This window comes from Geodermatophilus obscurus DSM 43160 (assembly GCF_000025345.1).
GTDB classification, from domain to species: domain Bacteria; phylum Actinomycetota; class Actinomycetes; order Mycobacteriales; family Geodermatophilaceae; genus Geodermatophilus; species Geodermatophilus obscurus.
The window spans coordinates 682,459-699,127 of record NC_013757.1 but is presented as its reverse complement, the minus strand read 5'-3'; the positions used below and the strand labels follow the sequence as shown (position 1 = coordinate 699,127).

Below are 16,669 nucleotides of genomic sequence, written 5' to 3'. Positions count from 1 at the left end.
GGCCGAGCGGCCGAACGGTGTGCGCCGAGGCGCAGTCGTCCGGGCGGGACGCTGCGCATCGGCGCACAGCGTCGCCTGCACCTACCGCCGGGCGCTCGCCGCGGCGTAGAGGGCGATGCCGGCGGCGACGCTGACGTTGAGCGACTCGGTGTCCCGTGCGATCGGGATGCGCACGACGACGTCGCAGCGCTCTCGCACCAGCCGGGACAGCCCCGCCCCCTCGGCGCCGACCACCAGCGCCAGCGGGTCGGGGAACCCGTCGAAGTCGTGCAGGTCGACGTCGCCGTCCCCGGCCAGGCCGACGGTCATCAGCCCGGCGTCCTGGTAGGAGGCCAGCGCCCGGGCCAGGTTGACCGCGCGGGCCACCGGCAGCCGCGCGGCCGCGCCGGCGCTGGTGCGCCAGGCCGAGGCGGTCATGCCGACCGAGCGGCGCTGCGGAACGACGACGCCGTGCGCGTCGAAGGCGGCGGCCGAGCGGACGACGGCGCCGAGGTTGCGCGGGTCGGTGACCCCGTCCATCGCGACGACCAGCGGCGGGCGGCCCGAGTCGCGGGCAAGGTCGAGCAGGTCGTCGGGGTGCGCGTACTGGTACGGCGGCACCTGCAGGCCGATGCCCTGGTGCAGCGCACCGTTGGACATCCGGTCGAACTCGGCCTTGCCGACCTCCAGCAGCGGCAGCCCCCGGTCGTTGGCCAGGTGCAGCGCCTCGGTGATCCGCTCGTCGGTCGCCGTCCGCGCGTCGCCGGTGACGACGTACAGGGCGGTCGCCGGAATCTCCGCGCGCAGCGCCTCGACGACCGGGTTGCGGCCGAGCAGCAGCTCCGGCGCCTCCTCGGCGCGCTGTCGGCTGCGGTCGCGCTCGGTCCGCCGCCGCGCATCGGCCTGCGCCCGGCGCTGGGCCGGGTGCCCGGGGCGCATCTCGGCGGGCGGGGTGGCGCCGCGCCCGGCCAGCGACCGGCGGTTCTTGCCGCCGGTGCCCCCGGAGGCGCCCTTCTTGTGCGCGCCGGTGGTGCGTCCACGGCGTTGGCTGTTGCCGGCCATCAGCGGCTCAGCTCCCATCGGGGTCCCTGCGGGGTGTCCTCGACCTGGACACCGAGTGCGGCGAGCTGGTCGCGGATCGCGTCCGCTGCTGCGTAGTCCTTGCGTGCGCGGGCGGCCTGCCGCTGCTCGAGGGCGAGCGCGACGAGCCCGTCGGCCACCTCGCCCAGCCGGTCGCCCCCGCCGGCGGCGGCCCAGTGCGGGTCCAACGGGTCCAGGCCCAGGACGCCGAGCATCGCCCGGACCGAGCCCAGCGCGCCGGCGACCGCCTTCTCGTTGCCCTCGGCCAGCGCGGTGTTGCCCTCCCGCACCGCCTCGTGGACCGCGGCCACGGCGGCGGGTGTGCCGAGGTCGTCGTCGAGGGCGGCGGTGAAGTCCGCGCACAGCACCGGGCTCCCGGCGTCGGCCCCCACCCGCTCGGCGGCGCGCTTCACGAACGACTCGATCCGCCGGTAGGCGGCACCCGCCTCCTCCAGCGCGGCGTCGGTGAACTCGATGGTCGAGCGGTAGTGCGGGGCCACCAGGTAGTAGCGCAGCTCCACCGGCCGGACCCGCTGCACGACCTCGTCGACCAGCGCGGTGTTGCCCAGCGACTTGCTCATCTTCTCGCCGCCGAGGGTCACCCAGCCGTTGTGCAGCCAGTACTGCGCGAACCCGTCACCGGCGGCGCGCGACTGGGCCTGCTCGTTCTCGTGGTGCGGGAAGCGCAGGTCCAGCCCGCCGCCGTGGATGTCGAACTCCGGGCCCAGGTAGCGCTCGGCCATCGCCGAGCACTCCAGGTGCCAGCCCGGCCGGCCCCGGCCCCAGGGCGTGGCCCAGGCCGCGGTCTGCGGCTCGCCGTCCTTGTGCGCCTTCCACAGCGCGAAGTCGCGGGGGTCGCGCTTGCGCTCGTCGGTCCCGGTGTCCGCGGCCGGCTCGAGGTTCTCCAGCTTCTGCCCGGTCAGCGCGCCGTACTCCGGGAAGGAACGGACGTCGAAGTAGACGTCGCCGTCCACCGCGTAGGCGTGCCCGCGGTCGATGAGCCGCTCCATGAGCTCGACCATGTCCGGGACGTGCCCGGTGGCGCGCGGCTCGTAGGTGGGCGGCAGCACGCCCAGGACGTCGTAGGCGCGGGTGCAGGCCAGTTCGTTGGTGTACGCCCAGGCCCACCACGGCACACCGCGCTCGGCGGCCTTGACGAGGATCTTGTCGTCGATGTCGGTGACGTTCCGGACGTAGGTCACCTCGAGCCCGGACGCGGTCAGCCAGCGACGCAGCACGTCGAAGGAGAGCGCGGCCCGGACGTGACCGACGTGCGGCGGGCCCTGGACGGTGAGCCCGCAGACGTAGACGGAGGCCTGCCCGGCACGCAGGGGCGTGAACTCGCGGACCGCGCGGGCGGCCGTGTCGTACAGGCGGAGGCTCACTGCGCGGAGTCTACGGAGCGCGGCATCAGCTCGGCGCGGAGTCCACGGACGCCGCCCGGACCACCAGTGCCGTCGCCATCGCCGCCCGCCCCTCACCCCGACCGGTGAGCCCCAGGCCGTCGGTCGTGGTGGCGGTGACGCTCACCGGGGCGCCGAGCGCCCTGCTGAGCACCTGCTCGGCCTCCGCGCGGCGCGGCCCGACCTTCGGGGTGTTCCCGACCAGCTGGACGGCGGCGTTGCCGACCTGCCACCCGGCCGTCTCCAGGACCTCGCGCACGTGGGCGAGGACGGCCGCGCCGCGCGCCCCGGCCCACCGCGGGTCGTCGGTGCCGAGCAGGCCGCCGATGTCGCCCAGGCCGGCCGCGGAGAGGACCGCATCGGTGAGTGCGTGGGCCACCACGTCGCCGTCGGAGTGCCCGGCGCAGCCGTCGACGCCCGGCCACTGCAGCCCGGCCAGCCAGCAGGTGCGGCCGGCCGCGACCGGGTGGACATCGACCCCGACACCCACCCGCGGCAGCTCACTGCTCACGGCTCGTTCCGCTCCTCGGCCTCCGGAACCGGTCGCTCCGCTGCTCGCCCGCCCGCCGTACGCGCGTTCACCGGGACACCTGCAGCTCGGCCAGCGCGAGGTCGTGCGGGACCGTCACCTTCGCCCCCCGCTCATCGCCGGCCACCGTCGCGACCGGGACCCCGGCGGCGCGCACCACCGCGGCGTCGTCGGTGAGCTCGGCGTCGGGCGGCAGCCAGGCGTAGGCGTCGACGAGGGCATCCCGGGCGAAGCCCTGCGGGGTCTGCACCCGGCGCAGGACCGAGCGATCGACGGTGTCGGCGACACCACCGTCGTCGTCCACCACGACGGTGGTGTCCACGACGGGCAGCACCGGGACGACGGCCCGCGCCCCGGCGGACAACGCCTCGAGGACCCGGACCACCAGGTCCGGTGGGGTCAGCGGGCGGGCGGCGTCGTGCACCAGGACGGCGTCGACACCCGTGCCGACCGCGGCGAGGGCTGCCCGGACCGACGCCGTCCGGGTGCTGCCGCCGACGACCAGCCGCACGTCCAGCGGCAGGACGGTGGCGAAGGCGGAGAGCTCGTCGCCGGGGACGGCCACCACCACGTCGGCCACCCCACCGTCCCGGAGGGTGTCGACGGCCCAGCAGACCAGCGGACGGTCGGCGAGCGGGACCAGCGCCTTGGGTCGGTCGGCCCCCAGACGCAGACCACTCCCGGCCGCTGCGACGATGCCGACAGCGTGCACGGGAGTGGTCTGGGGTGCGGGGAGAGCTCGAGGTCTGAGCTCAGCTGGCGAGGACCTCGTCGAGGAGGACCTCGGCCTTGTCCTCGTTGGTGCCCTCGGCGAGCGCGAGCTCGCTCACCAGGATCTGCCGCGCCTTGGAGAGCATCCGCTTCTCGCCGGCCGAGAGACCACGGTCCTTGTCGCGGCGCCACAGGTCACGCACGACCTCGGCGACCTTGTTGACGTCACCGGAGGCGAGCTTCTCGAGGTTGGCCTTGTAGCGGCGCGACCAGTTGGTCGGCTCCTCGGTGTGCGGGGCACGCAGCACCTCGAAGACCCGGTTCAATCCGTCCTGACCGACGACGTCGCGGACGCCGACGATCTCTGCGTTGTCGGCCGGTACCCGCACGGTCAGGTCGCCCTGGGCGACCTTCAGCACGAGGTAGGCCCTCTCTTCGCCCTTGATGACCCGCGTCTCGATCGCCTCGATCAGCGCGGCCCCGTGGTGCGGGTAGACAACGGTCTCGCCGACAGTGAAGCCCATGTGTGTGTGACCCCTTTCGCTGTCCACAGGTTACCACGGCAGACTGACGAACGGGACTGCCTGATTTCGTAAACCCGCAGGTCAGGGGCCATACTGAGTGCCGGGGAGGGGTTGACAGGAGCATGGTGGGTGTGCCTGCGGAACCAGTGCGGCCGCCGGTCTCGCTCCGCGCACTGGCCCTCGCGACCCACCCCGGACCGACCGTCGCGGTCACCGTCGTGGCCACCCTGCTGGCCCTCGCCGCGGGAGTACCCGGAGGCCGGGCGGTGCTCGTGTGTGCCGCCGTCCTCGCAGGTCAGGCCTCCATCGGGTGGAGCAACGACTGGCTCGACGCCGACCGGGACCGGGCCGTCGCGCGGTCGGACAAGCCGGTCGTCCAGGGCGCCGTCGTCCCCGAGGTGCTGCGCACGCTGGCCCTCGGGTCGGCGGCCGCCGCCGTCGTCCTGTCGCTGTCGCTGGGCGTCGTCCCCGGGCTGCTGCTGCTCGTGCTGGTCGTCAGCGGCTGGGCCTACAACGCCGGCCTCAAGCGCACCGCGGCCTCGGTGCTGCCCTACGTCACCGGCTTCGGCGCGCTGCCGGCCGGGGTCGTCGCGGCCGCGCCCGGCGCACCGGCGGCGCCCTGGTGGCTGGTCGCCGCGGGAGCCGCGCTGGGCGCCGCCGCGCACCTGGCCAACGTCGCCCCGGACCTCGAGGACGACCTGGCCACCGGCGTCCGCGGGCTGCCGCACCGGCTCGGCGCCCGGCTGTCCGCCGCCGCCGGGGCGGTCGTGCTGGGCGGCGCCTCGCTGGTGCTGGTGCTCGGCCCGGCGGGCCCGCCGACGGCCACCGGCTGGGTCGGGCTGGCGCTGGCCGTGCCGGCCGTCCTCGCCGCCGCGCTGGCGGGGACAGCGCGCTTCCGCCGACTGGCGTTCCCCGCGGTCATGCTGCTGACGGTGCTGGACGTGGTGCTGCTGCTGGCCGGCGGGGCCGCGGTCAGCTGAGCGCGGCCCCGCCGTGGGTCACTTCCCGTTCTTGCCGTTGCCGTTCCCGTGGCCCCCGGCGTTGCCGTGACCGCTGCCGTTGCCGACGGCGTCGGTCGGGGTCGGCGCCGGGGCCGGGACCGGGGCGACCTCGACCGGCTCTGCCGTCTCCACGGGCTCGGGCTGCTCGACCGGCACGTCGGCGGCGTCACGGGCGGCCTTGCGGTCGGCGTTGCGCTCGTGCGCGGCGTCGCTGACCTGCTTGCCACTGACCCAACCATTGCGGGCGCCCTGGCTGACCCAGTCGCCGAAGGCCTGACCGTCGGCCGGGCCCTCCGCCCACTTCTCCTCAGTGAGCTCCGGCGCGGTCACGGGAGCCTCGGTCGCGGGGTCGCCCGACCCATCGCCGGCGGCACCGTCCTCGCCCGGGATGTCGCCAGCGACCTCCTCGCCGGTGCTCTCGTCGCCACCGACGGTCCCGTCGCCGACGGTGTCGTCAGCCATCGCGTCGTCGCCGGCCGGGTCCTGCGGCGCCCCGGTTCTGTCGGTCACGTCACCGCTCTGGATCACAGCACTGGTGTCGTCCTGGCCGGGCAGGGCGCCAGTGGTGGCCGCGCCGGTCAGAGCGACGGCGACGACACCGCCCGCGGCGGCCGTCTTGGCGACGGCACCAGCGGCGGCGAACTTGGCGACGAGGGTGGAGATCAGCACGTGGGGCCTCTTCCGTGAGGTCCGGGCGGGTCGCCCGGCCGTCCCGGGGGACGGTTCCTGGGTGGGGACGAGGAGACCGGTCGCCAGCAGCTCGGCCAGCGCCGCGTTCGGCCGTCCGGGCTCCGTGGCGCCGGCCCGGACCGCGTCGGTGAACGCGGCCAGGCCCTGCGCGCCCGCGGGCACGGGACGGCCGGCGAGGCAGGCCGCGAAGGCCTCCTCGTCGGTCCGGACGTCGGCTGGCGTGGTCATCTCGCTCCCGTCATCGCCGCGCGGGCCGACAGGGGTGCGCCCGTCGTCCCAGCCGTCTCAGCTGTCTCACCCGTCCGGGGGGTCCCGGCCGGCTCCAGCTCGGCGCGCAGCCGGCGCAGCCCGCGCCGCTGCAGCGCCTTGACCGAGCCCACCGAGCGGCCCATCACCTCGGCCACCTGCTCGACGGTGAGGTCGGCGAGCACGCGCAGCAGCAGGACCGAGCGCTGGTCGGCGGGCAGGCCCGCGCACATCCGGTGCACGGTCTCGGTGCCCAGCCGGGTGAGGACGTCGTCCTCCACGTTCCCGCCCGGGGCCTCGGGCAGCTGGTCGCCGGCGTCGTCGGCCAGCTGGGGACGGCGGCTGCGCCGCCGCCAGTCGTCGACCAGCCGGCGGTGGGCGATGGTGAACACCCACGAGCGCAGGGCGTCCTCGTCCCCCGTGAAGCCGGCGAGGCCGCGGAAGACGGCGAGGAAGGTCTCGCTGGCCGGGTCGTCGGGGTCGAGGGCACCGTGCAGCCGCAGGTACCCGGTGACCGCCGGGGAGAGGTCCCGGTAGAGCACCTCGAAGGCCCACGCGGCGCCCGTCTGAGCCGCCGCGAGGACGTCGTCGAACGCCGGACCCGTCGCCATCCCCCACCCCCCGCCGTAGCCCCGTACGGGAGGGGGATCGGCAGGCGGGGGCCGGAACTGGACCGGCGTCCCCCGGTCAGATGGCCTCGGTGCCGCGCAGACGCTCCTGCTCGACGACCTCCTCCAGGCCCTTGAGCCGGTCGAGACCCTGCAGCGCACGGCGCATCCGCTGGTTGGGTGCCAGCCGCTCGCGGTTGCGCTCGAGGAAGGCCCAGTAGCCGGCGGTGAAGGGGCAGGCGTCCTCGCCCAGCCGCTTCCGCGGGTCGTAGCGGCAGCCGCCGCAGTAGTCGCTCATCCGGTCGATGTAGGCGCCGCCGGCGGCGTAGGGCTTGGTGGCCAGCAGCCCGCCGTCGGCGTGCTGGCTCATGCCGACGACGTTGGCGATCATCACCCAGTCGTAGCCGTCGACGAAGCTGCGGTGGAACCAGTCGGTCATCGCCAGCGGGTCGATGCCGCGCTGCAGCGCGTAGTTGCCGAGCACCATCAGCCGCGGGATGTGGTGCACCCAGCCGTCGCGGCGCAGGTCGCCGAGGACGTCGGACATGCACGCGGCGTCGACGGCCCCGTCGTCGAGGTCGGCCAGCCAGTCCGGCACCGCCTCGTGCGCGGCCAGGGCGTTGGCGTGCCGGAAGTCCCGGCCGAAGTGCCAGTAGGTGTGCCAGATGTAGTCGCGCCAGCCCATGACCTGGCGGACGAACCCCTCCACGCTGTTGAGCGGCAGCGGGTCGCCCTCGGCCACGGAGTCGCGGTAGCGCTGCTCGGCGGCGTGCACCTCCTCGATCGGGTCCAGCAGGCCGAGGTTGACGGCCGGGGAGAGCAGCGAGTGCGTCATCCAGCGGTCGCCGGCGAGCATGGCGTCCTCGTGCGGGCCGAACGCGCCGAGCCGGGTGTCGAGGAAGTCGCGCAGCCGGTGCAGCGCCTCCTCGCGGGTCACCGGGAACAGCCGCGGGCCGTCGTCCCCCACGAAGGCCACGTCGCCGTCGGCCTCCCAGCGGTCGAGGTCGGCGCGCACCTGCTCGTCGATCTCGTCCTCCTCCGGCCACCACGGCCCGGGGATGTCGAGACGCCCGTCGGACGGCGGGGGCTCCCGGTTGTCGTGGTCGAGGTTCCAGCGCCCGCCCACCGGCTCGGCTCCGTCCATGAGGACGTCGTGGCGGCGCCGGTTGTCCCGGTAGAAGTCCTCCATGAGCAGCCGCCGCCGGCCGCGACCCTCCGCCCAGGCGGCGAACTCCTCCTGCGTGGCGACGAACCCGCGGGCGGCGAGGACGGTGAGGTCGGGACGGCGCAGCACGTAGTCGCGGCTGCTCCAGGTGGTGGGGGCGCACACGCTCAGCGGCTCGCGCACCCGGTCCAGCGCCTCGGCGTAGGAGTGCACCTGGGAGAACTGCGCCTGGTCGCCCAGCTCGGCGGCCCGGTGGCGCAGCGCCGACAGCACCAGGTGGGCCTTCTGGCGGTGGAACCGGCGGCGCGCGAACACCGCCCTGGACTCGATCAGCAGGACCGGCTGGTCCGGCCGGTCGAGGAAGTGCGGCCCGAGCTGGTCGGCGAAGCACCACCGCCGGGTGCCCGGCGCGCGGGCGGGGAACGCGGCCAGCGCCGGGTCGCCCCCGAGCCGTCGCGGCGTGCCGGGCACCACGCGGTCAACCGCCGGGTCCTGCGGCACGGCCTCACCTCCCGGCGGCCATCCTGGGGTGGGCGTTAGGCTCGGCGCGACTCGGGCCATCGACCTGCGGTGGCCGGCACGTCCCTGGAGGTCGACGGCTGTGAACCGCGCACTGCGCGCCGCCACGATGGGTGCCCTGCTGCTCAGCCCGGTCGCGCTCAGCGCGTGCAGTGCCGGCCAGGTGCCCCAGACGGCCACACAGAACCGGGACAAGGTCGGCCCCGAGGCCGCGGTCGGCGACCTCGTGATGCGCCAGATCACGCTGGCCTACCCGCAGGACGGGCTCTACGCGCCAGGGGACGACGCCGAGCTGCGGATGGCGATCGTCAACAGCGACACCGAGGCCGACACGCTCGTCGGCATCGAGGGCGAGGCCTTCGACGGCGTCGTCGTCTCCGGGCAGGCCACCGCCTCCCCCGCCGTCCCCGGTTCCCCGTCGGCCGCCCCCGGCTCCCCCTCTGCCGCCCCCGTGACCACCCCGGCCGCGCCGGGGACCACCCCGCAGACGACGGCCCCCGGGGCGCCGACCACGCCGGAAGCGCCGACCACGCCCGGCGCCACGCCGAGCGTCCCGGCCGCGCCGTCCACGCCGGCCGCCAGCTCGGAGGTGGACATCCCGATCCCCGCGGGTTCCACGGTGTTCCTCGGCGGCGCCGGCGGCGCGACGGTCGAGCTGGCCGACCTCTCCGAGGAGCTCACCGCCGGCCAGAGCATCGAGGTCACGCTGACCTTCGAGCGCGCCGGTGAGGTCACCGTCCAGGCGCTCGTCGCCACGCCGGAGCGGGTGCTGCCCCGCGAGACCCCCTTCGACTTCCACCACGAGGAGGGTGGCGGGGGTTCCGAGGGGGCAGAGGACATCGCCCGGGAGGGCGAGAGCGAGGCCGGCAGCGGTCCCGGCGAGCACGACTGACAACGACCCCCTGCCCCACCACCACTGGGAACAGGGCCCTGTCCTCCGCACCGTTCGCAGGCCCAGGGCGGGCCTCCGGACGGGGCCGGGACCGCGAGGCCCCGTCCTCCCCGGAACCGTCACACCCGGCGGTTAGCGTCGGGGGGTGCCACCTGCCGGAGTGAAGTCCCGCCCCGCCCACCGCTGCACCGAGTGCGGCTACGCCTCCGCCAAGTGGGTCGGCCGGTGCCCCGAGTGCCAGGCCTGGGGCACCATCCAGGAGGTCGGCATCCCCGCCTCCCCGCTGCGCGCCGTGGCTGCCGGCCCGGTGACCGCACCGGCGGTGCCCATCGCCCAGGTGGAGCTCGCCGCCGCCCGTGCGGTGCCCACCGGCATCGACGAGTTCGACCGCGTCCTCGGCGGTGGGCTGGTGCCCGGCGCGGTGCTGCTGGTGGCCGGCGAGCCGGGCGTGGGCAAGTCGACGCTGCTGCTCGAGGTGGCCCACCGGGTGGCCGCCTCGAACGGTCCCGCCCTCGTCGTCTCCGGCGAGGAGTCCGCGGCGCAGGTGCGGCTGCGGGCCGAGCGCATCGGTGCGCTGCACGACCGGCTCTACCTCGCCGCGGAGACCGAGCTCTCGGCCGTTCTCGCCCACGTCGAGGACGTCGCCCCCTCGCTGCTGGTCCTCGACAGCGTGCAGACCGTCCGCTCCCCCGCCGTCGAGGGCACCGACGGCGGCTCCACCCAGGTGCGGGCGGTGGCCAGCGCGCTCACCGCCGTCGCCAAGAGCCGCGCGATGACCACCATCCTGGTCGGCCACGTCACCAAGGACGGCGCCATCGCCGGGCCCCGCACCCTCGAGCACCTCGTCGACGTCGTCGTCTCCTTCGACGGCGAGCGCCACTCGACGCTGCGCCTGATCCGGGCCATGAAGAACCGGTTCGGCCCGGCCGACGAGATCGGCTGCTTCGAGATCGGCGACAACGGCGTGGCCGGCGTGCCCGATCCCTCGCACCTCTTCGTCTCGCGGCGCACGGCACCGGTGCCGGGCAGCTGCGTCACGGTCACCCTCGAGGGCAGCCGGCCGCTGCTGGCCGAGGTCCAGGCGCTGGTGGCCGCCAGCGGCGGGGGCGGTTCGCCCCGGCGGGCGGTGAGCGGGCTGGACTCGCAGCGGGTCGCCATGGTCAACGCGGTGGTGGAGCGGCGCGGCCGGGTCAGGCTCGCCGATGCGGACGTCTTCGCGGCCTCCGTCGGCGGGGTGCGCATCGCCGAGCCGGCGGCCGACCTCGCACTGGCGCTGGCCATCGCCTCCGCGGCCAAGGACGTCCCGCTGCCCCGTGGCCTGGTCGCGGTCGGCGAGGTGGGCCTGTCCGGGGAGATCCGGCGGGTCGGCGGCACCGGCAGGCGGCTGGCCGAGGCGGCCCGCCAGGGCTACAAGGTGGCCCTCGTGCCGGAGGACGCCGGCAGCGCGCCCAAGGGGATGCGGCTGGTCGAGGTGCCCGACCTCGGGGCTGCCTTCGCCCGTCTCTTCTGAGGCCGGCGGGGTCCGCGGTCACCCGGCGCGGTGAGGTGGGTCACCGGCGACCGCCAGTACCGTGGCAGCCACGTAGAATCAGCCGCCACCACGTCGAACGTCAGGAGCGCTCGTGCCCCCCGCTGTGGACTCCGAGGTCGCGCTCCGCGAACTGCTCGGCCGCATAGCACCGGGGACGGCGCTGCGTGACGGCCTGGAGCGCATCCTGGCGGGGCGCACGGGCGCGCTGATCGTGCTCGGGTACGACCGCGTGGTCGAGTCGATCTGCACCGGCGGCTTCGCCCTCGACGTCGCCCTGTCGGCCACCCGGCTGCGCGAGCTGGCCAAGATGGACGGCGCGGTGATCGTCTCCTACGACGGCACCCGGATCGTGCGGGCCGGCGTCCACCTGATGCCGGACCCGACCGTCCCGACCGAGGAGTCCGGCACCCGGCACCGCACCGCCGAGCGGGTCGCCATCCAGACCGGCTTCCCGGTGATCTCGGTCAGCCAGTCGATGCACATCATCAGCGTCTACGTCGCCGGGCGGCGGTACACGCTGGAGCACCCGACGACGATCCTGGCGCGGGCCAACCAGGCGCTGGCCGCGCTCGAGCGCTACAAGCTGCGGCTCGACGAGGTGGCCAGCACGCTGTCGGCGCTGGAGATCGAGGACCTCGTCACCGTCCGCGACGCGATGAGCGTGAGCCAGCGGCTGGAGATGGTGCGCCGGATCGCCGACGAGATCGAGGGCTTCGTCGTCGAGCTGGGCACCGACGGGCGGCTGCTCGCGCTGCAGCTCGACGAGATGCTCGCCGGGGTGGAGGAGGACCGCGCCCTGCTGGTGCGCGACTACCTGCCGTCCGGGCTGCGGCGGCCGAGGAGCATCGAGGAGGTCCTGGCCGACCTGCGCGCGCTCTCGGCCACCGAGCTGCTCGACCTGTCCGCCGTGGCCCGCTGCTACGGGCTGCCGACCTCTGCCGACGCGCTCGACTCCCCCGTCAGCCCCCGTGGCTACCGCCTGCTGGCCCGGGTACCGCGGCTGCCGGCCGGCATCATCGACCGCTTGGTGGACCACTTCGGCGGGCTGCAGAAGCTGCTCGCCGCCACCATCGAGGACCTGTTGGCCGTCGAGGGCGTGGGCGAGGCCCGGGCCCGGGGCATCCGCGAGGGGCTCTCCCGGCTGGCCGAGACCTCGATCCTCGACCGCTACAGCTGAGCAAGGACCCCCTGCCCCCCACCGTTCGCAGGCTCACGGTGGGGCCCTGCAGGGGGCCGAGGACGGAGTCCTTCAGCTGACCGTGAAGGGCACGTCCGTGCTGACCTTGGTGCCCAGCCGGCCGCGCAGCGCGTACTGCCCGGGGGCCGGCGCCGTCCGTGCGGCGGTGCAGGACGGCTCGCTGGTCAGACCGCCCCAGACGAGCGGGAAGATCACCGACTCCCCCGGCGCCAGGGTGCGGGTATCGCTGCTGCTCTCCGGGAAGCAGTCGTTGCTGCCCCACACCCGGTTGCCGGCCGCGTCGGACATGACGATCTCCTGCAGGCCCTCGTCGAGCACCCGCACGCACGGCACCGACGAGACGTTGATGACCACGAGCTCGAAGGTCGGCTTGCCACCGACCGGGACGCTGCCGGGACCGCGGACCTCCAGCTCGATCATGTCGTCACCGCAGGGGTCGCCGGGCACCGGGCTCGCCGGAGCCGGCTCGGCGGCCGGCTCCGGCGGAGGGGTCGGCGTCCGCACACCGGCCAGCGAGGGCACCACCTGCGCCAGCGCGGGGGGCTCGCCGGCCGCGGTGCTCGCCCTGGTCGTCGCCGCGGCCGCCGTCGTCTCGCCGGACCCCCTGCTCAGCGCGGCGAACGTGAGCCAGCCGCCGCCCCCCAGGACCGCCAGCAGCAGGAGCAGGACGAGCAGTCGCCGCCGCCAGTAGACCGCCGCGGGCAGGGGGCCGACCGGGTGCAGCACGCCGAGAACCGTAGTGCGCGGCGGGACGCCGACCTGCGGCGGCACGCCGTCCCCCGCAGGCGGCACACTGGGACCTCGTGGACAGCCCGGCCCGCACCCTCCCGCCGTTCCCCGACACCGTCGGCGAGGTCCTCGTCGACTGGTTCGCCGACGCCGCCCGCGACCTGCCGTGGCGCCGCCCGGGCACCGACCCGTGGGCGGTGCTGGTCAGCGAGGTGATGCTGCAGCAGACCCCGGTCGCCCGGGTCGAGCCGGTGTGGCGCCAGTGGATGGGCCGCTGGCCCACCCCGGCTGCGCTGGCCGCGGCGTCGCCGGCCGAGGTGATCCGCGCCTGGGGCAAGCTCGGCTACCCACGGCGGGCGCTGCGGCTGCGGGAGACCGCCGTCGCCCTCACCGAGCGGCACGGGGGCGTCGTCCCCGCGGACGTGGCGGCGCTGGAGGCGTTACCGGGCATCGGCACCTACACCGCCCGCGCCGTCGCCTGCTTCGGGCACGGGCAGCCGCAGCCGGTGGTCGACACGAACGTGCGGCGGGTGGTGGCCCGGCTGGTGCACGGCCGCGCGGAGGCGGCGCCGGCGCGCGCCGCCGACCTCACCGACGTCGCGGCGCTCGCCCCCGCCGACCCCGGGCGGGCGGCGCGCTTCTCCGTCGCGGTCATGGAGCTGGGCGCGCTGGTGTGCGTCGCCCGGACACCGCGGTGCGCCGCCTGCCCGGTGCGGACGGACTGCGCCTGGCGGCTGGCCGGCTCTCCGGCGCCGGACGGTCCGCCCCGCAGGGTGCAGAAGTTCGCCGGCACGGACCGGCAGGTGCGCGGGCGGCTGCTGGACGTCCTGCGGAGCGCTGAGGGCCCCGTGGCGGCACCGCAGCTCGACGAGGCCTGGGCGGATGCCGTGCAGCGCTCCCGCTGCCTGGACTCGCTGCTCGCCGACGGCCTGGTCGAGCAGACCGCCGACGGCCGCTTCACCCTGCCGACGGGTTGACTATCGGCGGGTGGCTGCCCGACACGCCGCCGACGGCAGCCCTCCGCCGGTGATCGCGGCCGGGTGAGCGGCTGCGGTCGCCGACACGGGCGGACACGCCGGCGCGGGAGACCACGACTGCTCACTCGCGGGGAGGACCAGCGGCGGTCGGTGAGGACGACGCAGGGCCGCCTCCCACCGGGAGACGGCCCCTGTCGCTGGCCCCGTCCAGAGGGGCTCACCCGAGCTCGCGAGGGGTGAGCCTCTGGACGGGGTCCTTCGTCACTCGGCCTGGGCCGGGGGCTCCTCGTCGCCGACCGACAGCGCCACGGGCGGCGTGTCGGGCAGGTCGATCGGCTTGGCCTCGCCGCGGAAGGTGAACTTCGCGTCGGTGCCCTCGCCCTCGACGTCCACCACGATGATCTGACCGGCGGTCAGCTCGCCGTAGAGGATCTTCTCCGACAGCGCGTCCTCGATCTCGCGCTGGATGGTCCGGCGCAGCGGCCGGGCACCCAGCACCGGGTCGAAACCACGGTGCGCCAGCAGCTTCTTGGCCGCCGGGGTGATCTCCAGCGACATGTCCTTGTTCGCCAGCTGGCCCTCGACGCGGGCGACCATGAGGTCGACGATCTCGATGATCTCGTCCTCGGTCAGCTGGTGGAACACGACGATGTCGTCGATGCGGTTGAGGAACTCCGGCCGGAAGTGCTGCTTGAGCTCCTCGTTGACCTTGTTCTTCATCCGCTCGTAGTTCGACTGGCTGTCGTTGCCGACCTGGAAGCCCAGCCCCACGGCCTTGGAGATGTCCCGCGTACCGAGGTTGGTCGTGAGAATCAGGATCGTGTTCTTGAAGTCCACGATCCGGCCCTGACCGTCGGTCAGCCGGCCGTCCTCCAGCACCTGCAGCAGCGTGTTGAAGACGTCCGCGTGGGCCTTCTCGATCTCGTCGAAGAGGACCACCGAGAACGGCTTGCGTCGCACCTTCTCGGTCAGCTGGCCACCCTCGTCGTAGCCGACGTAGCCGGGAGGGGCACCGACCAGCCGCGACACGGTGAACCGGTCGTGGAACTCGCCCATGTCGATCTGGATGAGCGCGTCGTCCTCACCGAAGAGGAACTGGGCCAGCGCCTTGGCCAGCTCGGTCTTACCGACACCCGAGGGGCCGGCGAAGATGAACGAGCCGCCGGGACGGCGCGGGTCCTTGAGGCCCGCCCGCGTCCGCCGGATCGCCTGGCTGACGCTCTTGATGGCCTCTTCCTGGCCGATGATCCGCTTGTGGAGCTCGTCCTCCATGCGGAGCAGACGCGTGGTCTCCTCCTCGGTGAGCTTGAACACGGGGATGCCGGTCCAGTTGGCCAGCACCTCGGCGATCTGCTCGTCGTCGACCTCGGCGACGACGTCCATGTCGCCGGCCTTCCACTGCTTCTCGCGCTCGGCCTTCTCGGAGAGAAGCGTCTTCTCCTTGTCGCGCAGCGACGCGGCCTTCTCGAAGTCCTGCGCGTCGATCGCCGACTCCTTCTCCCGGCGGATGGCCGCGATCCGGTCGTCGAACTCGCGCAGGTCCGGCGGGGCGGTCATCCGCTTGATCCGCATCCGGGCGCCGGCCTCGTCGATCAGGTCGATCGCCTTGTCCGGGAGGAAACGGTCGGAGATGTACCGGTCGGCCAGCGTCGCGGCGGCGACGAGCGCGCCGTCGGTGATGCTGATCCGGTGGTGGGCCTCGTAGCGGTCGCGCAGGCCCTTGAGGATCTCGATCGTGTGGGTGAGCGTCGGCTCGCCCACCTGGATCGGCTGGAAGCGCCGCTCGAGGGCGGCGTCCTTCTCCAGGTGCTTGCGGTACTCGTCGAGCGTGGTGGCGCCGATGGTCTGCAGCTCGCCACGGGCCAGCATCGGCTTGAGGATGCTGGCGGCGTCGATCGCGCCCTCCGCGGCACCGGCCCCGACGAGGGTGTGGATCTCGTCGATGAACAGGATGATGTCGCCGCGGGTGCGGATCTCCTTGAGCACCTTCTTCAGCCGCTCCTCGAAGTCACCGCGGTAGCGGGAACCGGCGACGAGGGCGCCGAGGTCCAGCGTGTAGAGCTGCTTGTCCTTCAGCGTCTCGGGGACCTCGCCCTTGACGATCGCCTGGGCCAGGCCCTCGACGACGGCGGTCTTGCCGACGCCGGGCTCACCGATGAGGACGGGGTTGTTCTTGGTCCGCCGCGACAGGACCTGCATGACCCGCTCGATCTCCTTGGCCCGCCCGATGACCGGGTCGAGCTTGGAGTCGCGCGCGGCCTGGGTCAGGTTGCGGCCGAACTGGTCGAGCACCAGCGAGGTCGACGGGGTGCCCTCGGCCGGGCCGCCGGCCGCGGCCGGCTCCTTGCCCTGGTAGCCCGAGAGCAGCTGGATGACCTGCTGGCGGACGCGGTTGAGGTCGGCGCCCAGCTTCACGAGGACCTGGGCGGCGACGCCCTCGCCCTCGCGGATCAGGCCGAGCAGGATGTGCTCGGTGCCGATGTAGTTGTGGCCGAGCTGCAGCGCCTCACGCAGCGACAGCTCGAGCACCTTCTTCGCCCGCGGGGTGAAGGGGATGTGCCCGGACGGGGCCTGCTGGCCCTGGCCGATGATCTCCTCCACCTGCTGGCGGACACCCTCCAGCGAGATGCCCAGGGACTCGAGGGCCTTGGCGGCGACACCCTCACCCTCGTGGATCAGCCCCAGGAGGATGTGCTCGGTGCCGATGTAGTTGTGGTTGAGCATCCGGGCCTCTTCCTGGGCCAGGACGACCACGCGGCGGGCTCGGTCGGTGAACCGTTCGAACATCTGCTGCTTCTCCTCTGACCGGCTGGTCCGGCGCTGCCCTCCCCTGGTGGGGAGGAGCACCCGACGTCCGTCGGCGCGCGGGGCACCGGTCTTTCCACTG

15 protein-coding genes are annotated in these 16,669 nt (G+C 74.4%); 5 read left to right on the top strand and 10 right to left on the bottom strand.

Annotation, left to right across the window (positions count from 1 at the left end; genetic code table 11):
* Window positions 1-81: 81 nt before the first annotated feature.
* From rlmB to GOBS_RS03260, 5 genes are all read right to left on the bottom strand, one after another.
* Window positions 82-1,041 carry a 23S rRNA (guanosine(2251)-2'-O)-methyltransferase RlmB gene (rlmB, locus tag GOBS_RS03280; RefSeq protein WP_012946874.1) on the bottom strand — a complete coding sequence of 320 codons (960 nt, stop codon included), beginning with the start codon at window positions 1,039-1,041 and terminating at the stop codon, window positions 82-84.
* The gene (cysS, locus tag GOBS_RS03275) at window positions 1,041-2,444 is read right to left on the bottom strand and encodes a cysteine--tRNA ligase (RefSeq protein WP_012946873.1); all 1,404 of its coding nucleotides are present in this window, start codon (window positions 2,442-2,444) and stop codon (window positions 1,041-1,043) included. Before cysS ends, rlmB begins: the two co-directional genes overlap by 1 nt.
* 25 nt (window positions 2,445-2,469) lie before the next feature.
* Window positions 2,470-2,973, bottom strand: coding sequence for a 2-C-methyl-D-erythritol 2,4-cyclodiphosphate synthase (gene ispF / locus GOBS_RS03270; protein WP_012946872.1), 504 nt, complete (start codon window positions 2,971-2,973; stop codon window positions 2,470-2,472).
* Between the two features lie 67 nt (window positions 2,974-3,040).
* On the bottom strand, window positions 3,041-3,703 hold the full coding sequence (gene ispD, locus GOBS_RS03265) for a 2-C-methyl-D-erythritol 4-phosphate cytidylyltransferase (RefSeq protein ID WP_012946871.1): 663 nt from the start codon (window positions 3,701-3,703) through the stop codon (window positions 3,041-3,043).
* A 40-nt stretch (window positions 3,704-3,743) separates the two neighbouring features.
* Window positions 3,744-4,226, bottom strand: a complete 483-nt coding sequence (locus GOBS_RS03260; protein ID WP_012946870.1) for a CarD family transcriptional regulator — start codon at window positions 4,224-4,226, stop codon at window positions 3,744-3,746.
* Between the two features lie 131 nt (window positions 4,227-4,357).
* On the opposite strand from GOBS_RS03260, the gene GOBS_RS03255 reads away from it, so the two are divergent.
* Entirely contained in the window at window positions 4,358-5,206 is an 849-nt protein-coding gene (locus GOBS_RS03255; protein ID WP_012946869.1) for a UbiA family prenyltransferase, read from the top strand.
* 18 nt (window positions 5,207-5,224) lie between these two features.
* Here the strand turns inward: GOBS_RS03255 and GOBS_RS03250 are convergent, their stop codons facing one another.
* The 3 genes from GOBS_RS03250 to GOBS_RS03240 all read right to left on the bottom strand — a co-directional run bounded on the left by GOBS_RS03250 (window position 5,225) and on the right by GOBS_RS03240 (window position 8,437).
* Entirely contained in the window at window positions 5,225-6,145 is a 921-nt protein-coding gene (locus GOBS_RS03250) for a hypothetical protein (protein WP_012946868.1), read from the bottom strand.
* Window positions 6,142-6,774, bottom strand: a complete 633-nt coding sequence (locus GOBS_RS03245) for an RNA polymerase sigma factor (RefSeq protein ID WP_012946867.1) — start codon at window positions 6,772-6,774, stop codon at window positions 6,142-6,144. The genes GOBS_RS03250 and GOBS_RS03245 overlap by 4 nt, the downstream gene beginning before the upstream one ends.
* A gap of 76 nt (window positions 6,775-6,850) precedes the next feature.
* On the bottom strand, window positions 6,851-8,437 hold the full coding sequence (locus GOBS_RS03240; protein ID WP_012946866.1) for a cryptochrome/photolyase family protein: 1,587 nt from the start codon (window positions 8,435-8,437) through the stop codon (window positions 6,851-6,853).
* Window positions 8,438-8,537: 100 nt separating this feature from the next.
* Between GOBS_RS03240 and GOBS_RS03235 the strand changes: the two genes are divergently transcribed.
* From GOBS_RS03235 to disA, 3 genes are all read left to right on the top strand, one after another.
* Entirely contained in the window at window positions 8,538-9,347 is an 810-nt protein-coding gene (locus GOBS_RS03235; protein ID WP_012946865.1) for a copper chaperone PCu(A)C domain-containing protein, read from the top strand.
* Between the two features lie 145 nt (window positions 9,348-9,492).
* On the top strand, window positions 9,493-10,857 hold the full coding sequence (gene radA, locus GOBS_RS03230) for a DNA repair protein RadA (protein WP_049788127.1): 1,365 nt from the start codon (window positions 9,493-9,495) through the stop codon (window positions 10,855-10,857).
* Between the two features lie 112 nt (window positions 10,858-10,969).
* Window positions 10,970-12,055 carry a DNA integrity scanning diadenylate cyclase DisA gene (disA, locus tag GOBS_RS03225; protein WP_012946863.1) on the top strand — a complete coding sequence of 362 codons (1,086 nt, stop codon included), beginning with the start codon at window positions 10,970-10,972 and terminating at the stop codon, window positions 12,053-12,055.
* 72 nt (window positions 12,056-12,127) lie between these two features.
* Here the strand turns inward: disA and GOBS_RS03220 are convergent, their stop codons facing one another.
* Entirely contained in the window at window positions 12,128-12,802 is a 675-nt protein-coding gene (locus tag GOBS_RS03220) for a hypothetical protein (protein ID WP_012946862.1), read from the bottom strand.
* A gap of 77 nt (window positions 12,803-12,879) precedes the next feature.
* Here GOBS_RS03220 and GOBS_RS03215 point away from each other — a divergent pair, with 77 nt between their 5' ends.
* Complete coding sequence (locus GOBS_RS03215; protein ID WP_012946861.1) at window positions 12,880-13,782, top strand: HhH-GPD family protein; 903 nt, start codon at window positions 12,880-12,882, stop codon at window positions 13,780-13,782.
* A 261-nt stretch (window positions 13,783-14,043) separates the two neighbouring features.
* Here the strand turns inward: GOBS_RS03215 and GOBS_RS03210 are convergent, their stop codons facing one another.
* Window positions 14,044-16,569 (bottom strand): ATP-dependent Clp protease ATP-binding subunit, encoded by a 2,526-nt coding sequence (locus GOBS_RS03210; RefSeq protein ID WP_012946860.1) that lies wholly within the window; start codon window positions 16,567-16,569, stop codon window positions 14,044-14,046.
* Window positions 16,570-16,669 lie beyond the last annotated feature (100 nt).

Excerpts from the sequence above, each read along its gene's own strand:
- rlmB (WP_012946874.1), bottom strand. The coding sequence starts at position 1,041 with ATGGCCGGCAACAGCCAACGCCGTGGACGCACCACCGGCGCGCACAAG.
- GOBS_RS03260 (WP_012946870.1), bottom strand. The coding sequence starts at position 4,226 with ATGGGCTTCACTGTCGGCGAGACCGTTGTCTACCCGCACCACGGGGCC.
- GOBS_RS03250 (WP_012946868.1), bottom strand. The coding sequence starts at position 6,145 with ATGACCACGCCAGCCGACGTCCGGACCGACGAGGAGGCCTTCGCGGCC.
- GOBS_RS03245 (WP_012946867.1), bottom strand. The coding sequence starts at position 6,774 with ATGGCGACGGGTCCGGCGTTCGACGACGTCCTCGCGGCGGCTCAGACG.
- GOBS_RS03210 (WP_012946860.1), bottom strand. The coding sequence starts at position 16,569 with ATGTTCGAACGGTTCACCGACCGAGCCCGCCGCGTGGTCGTCCTGGCC.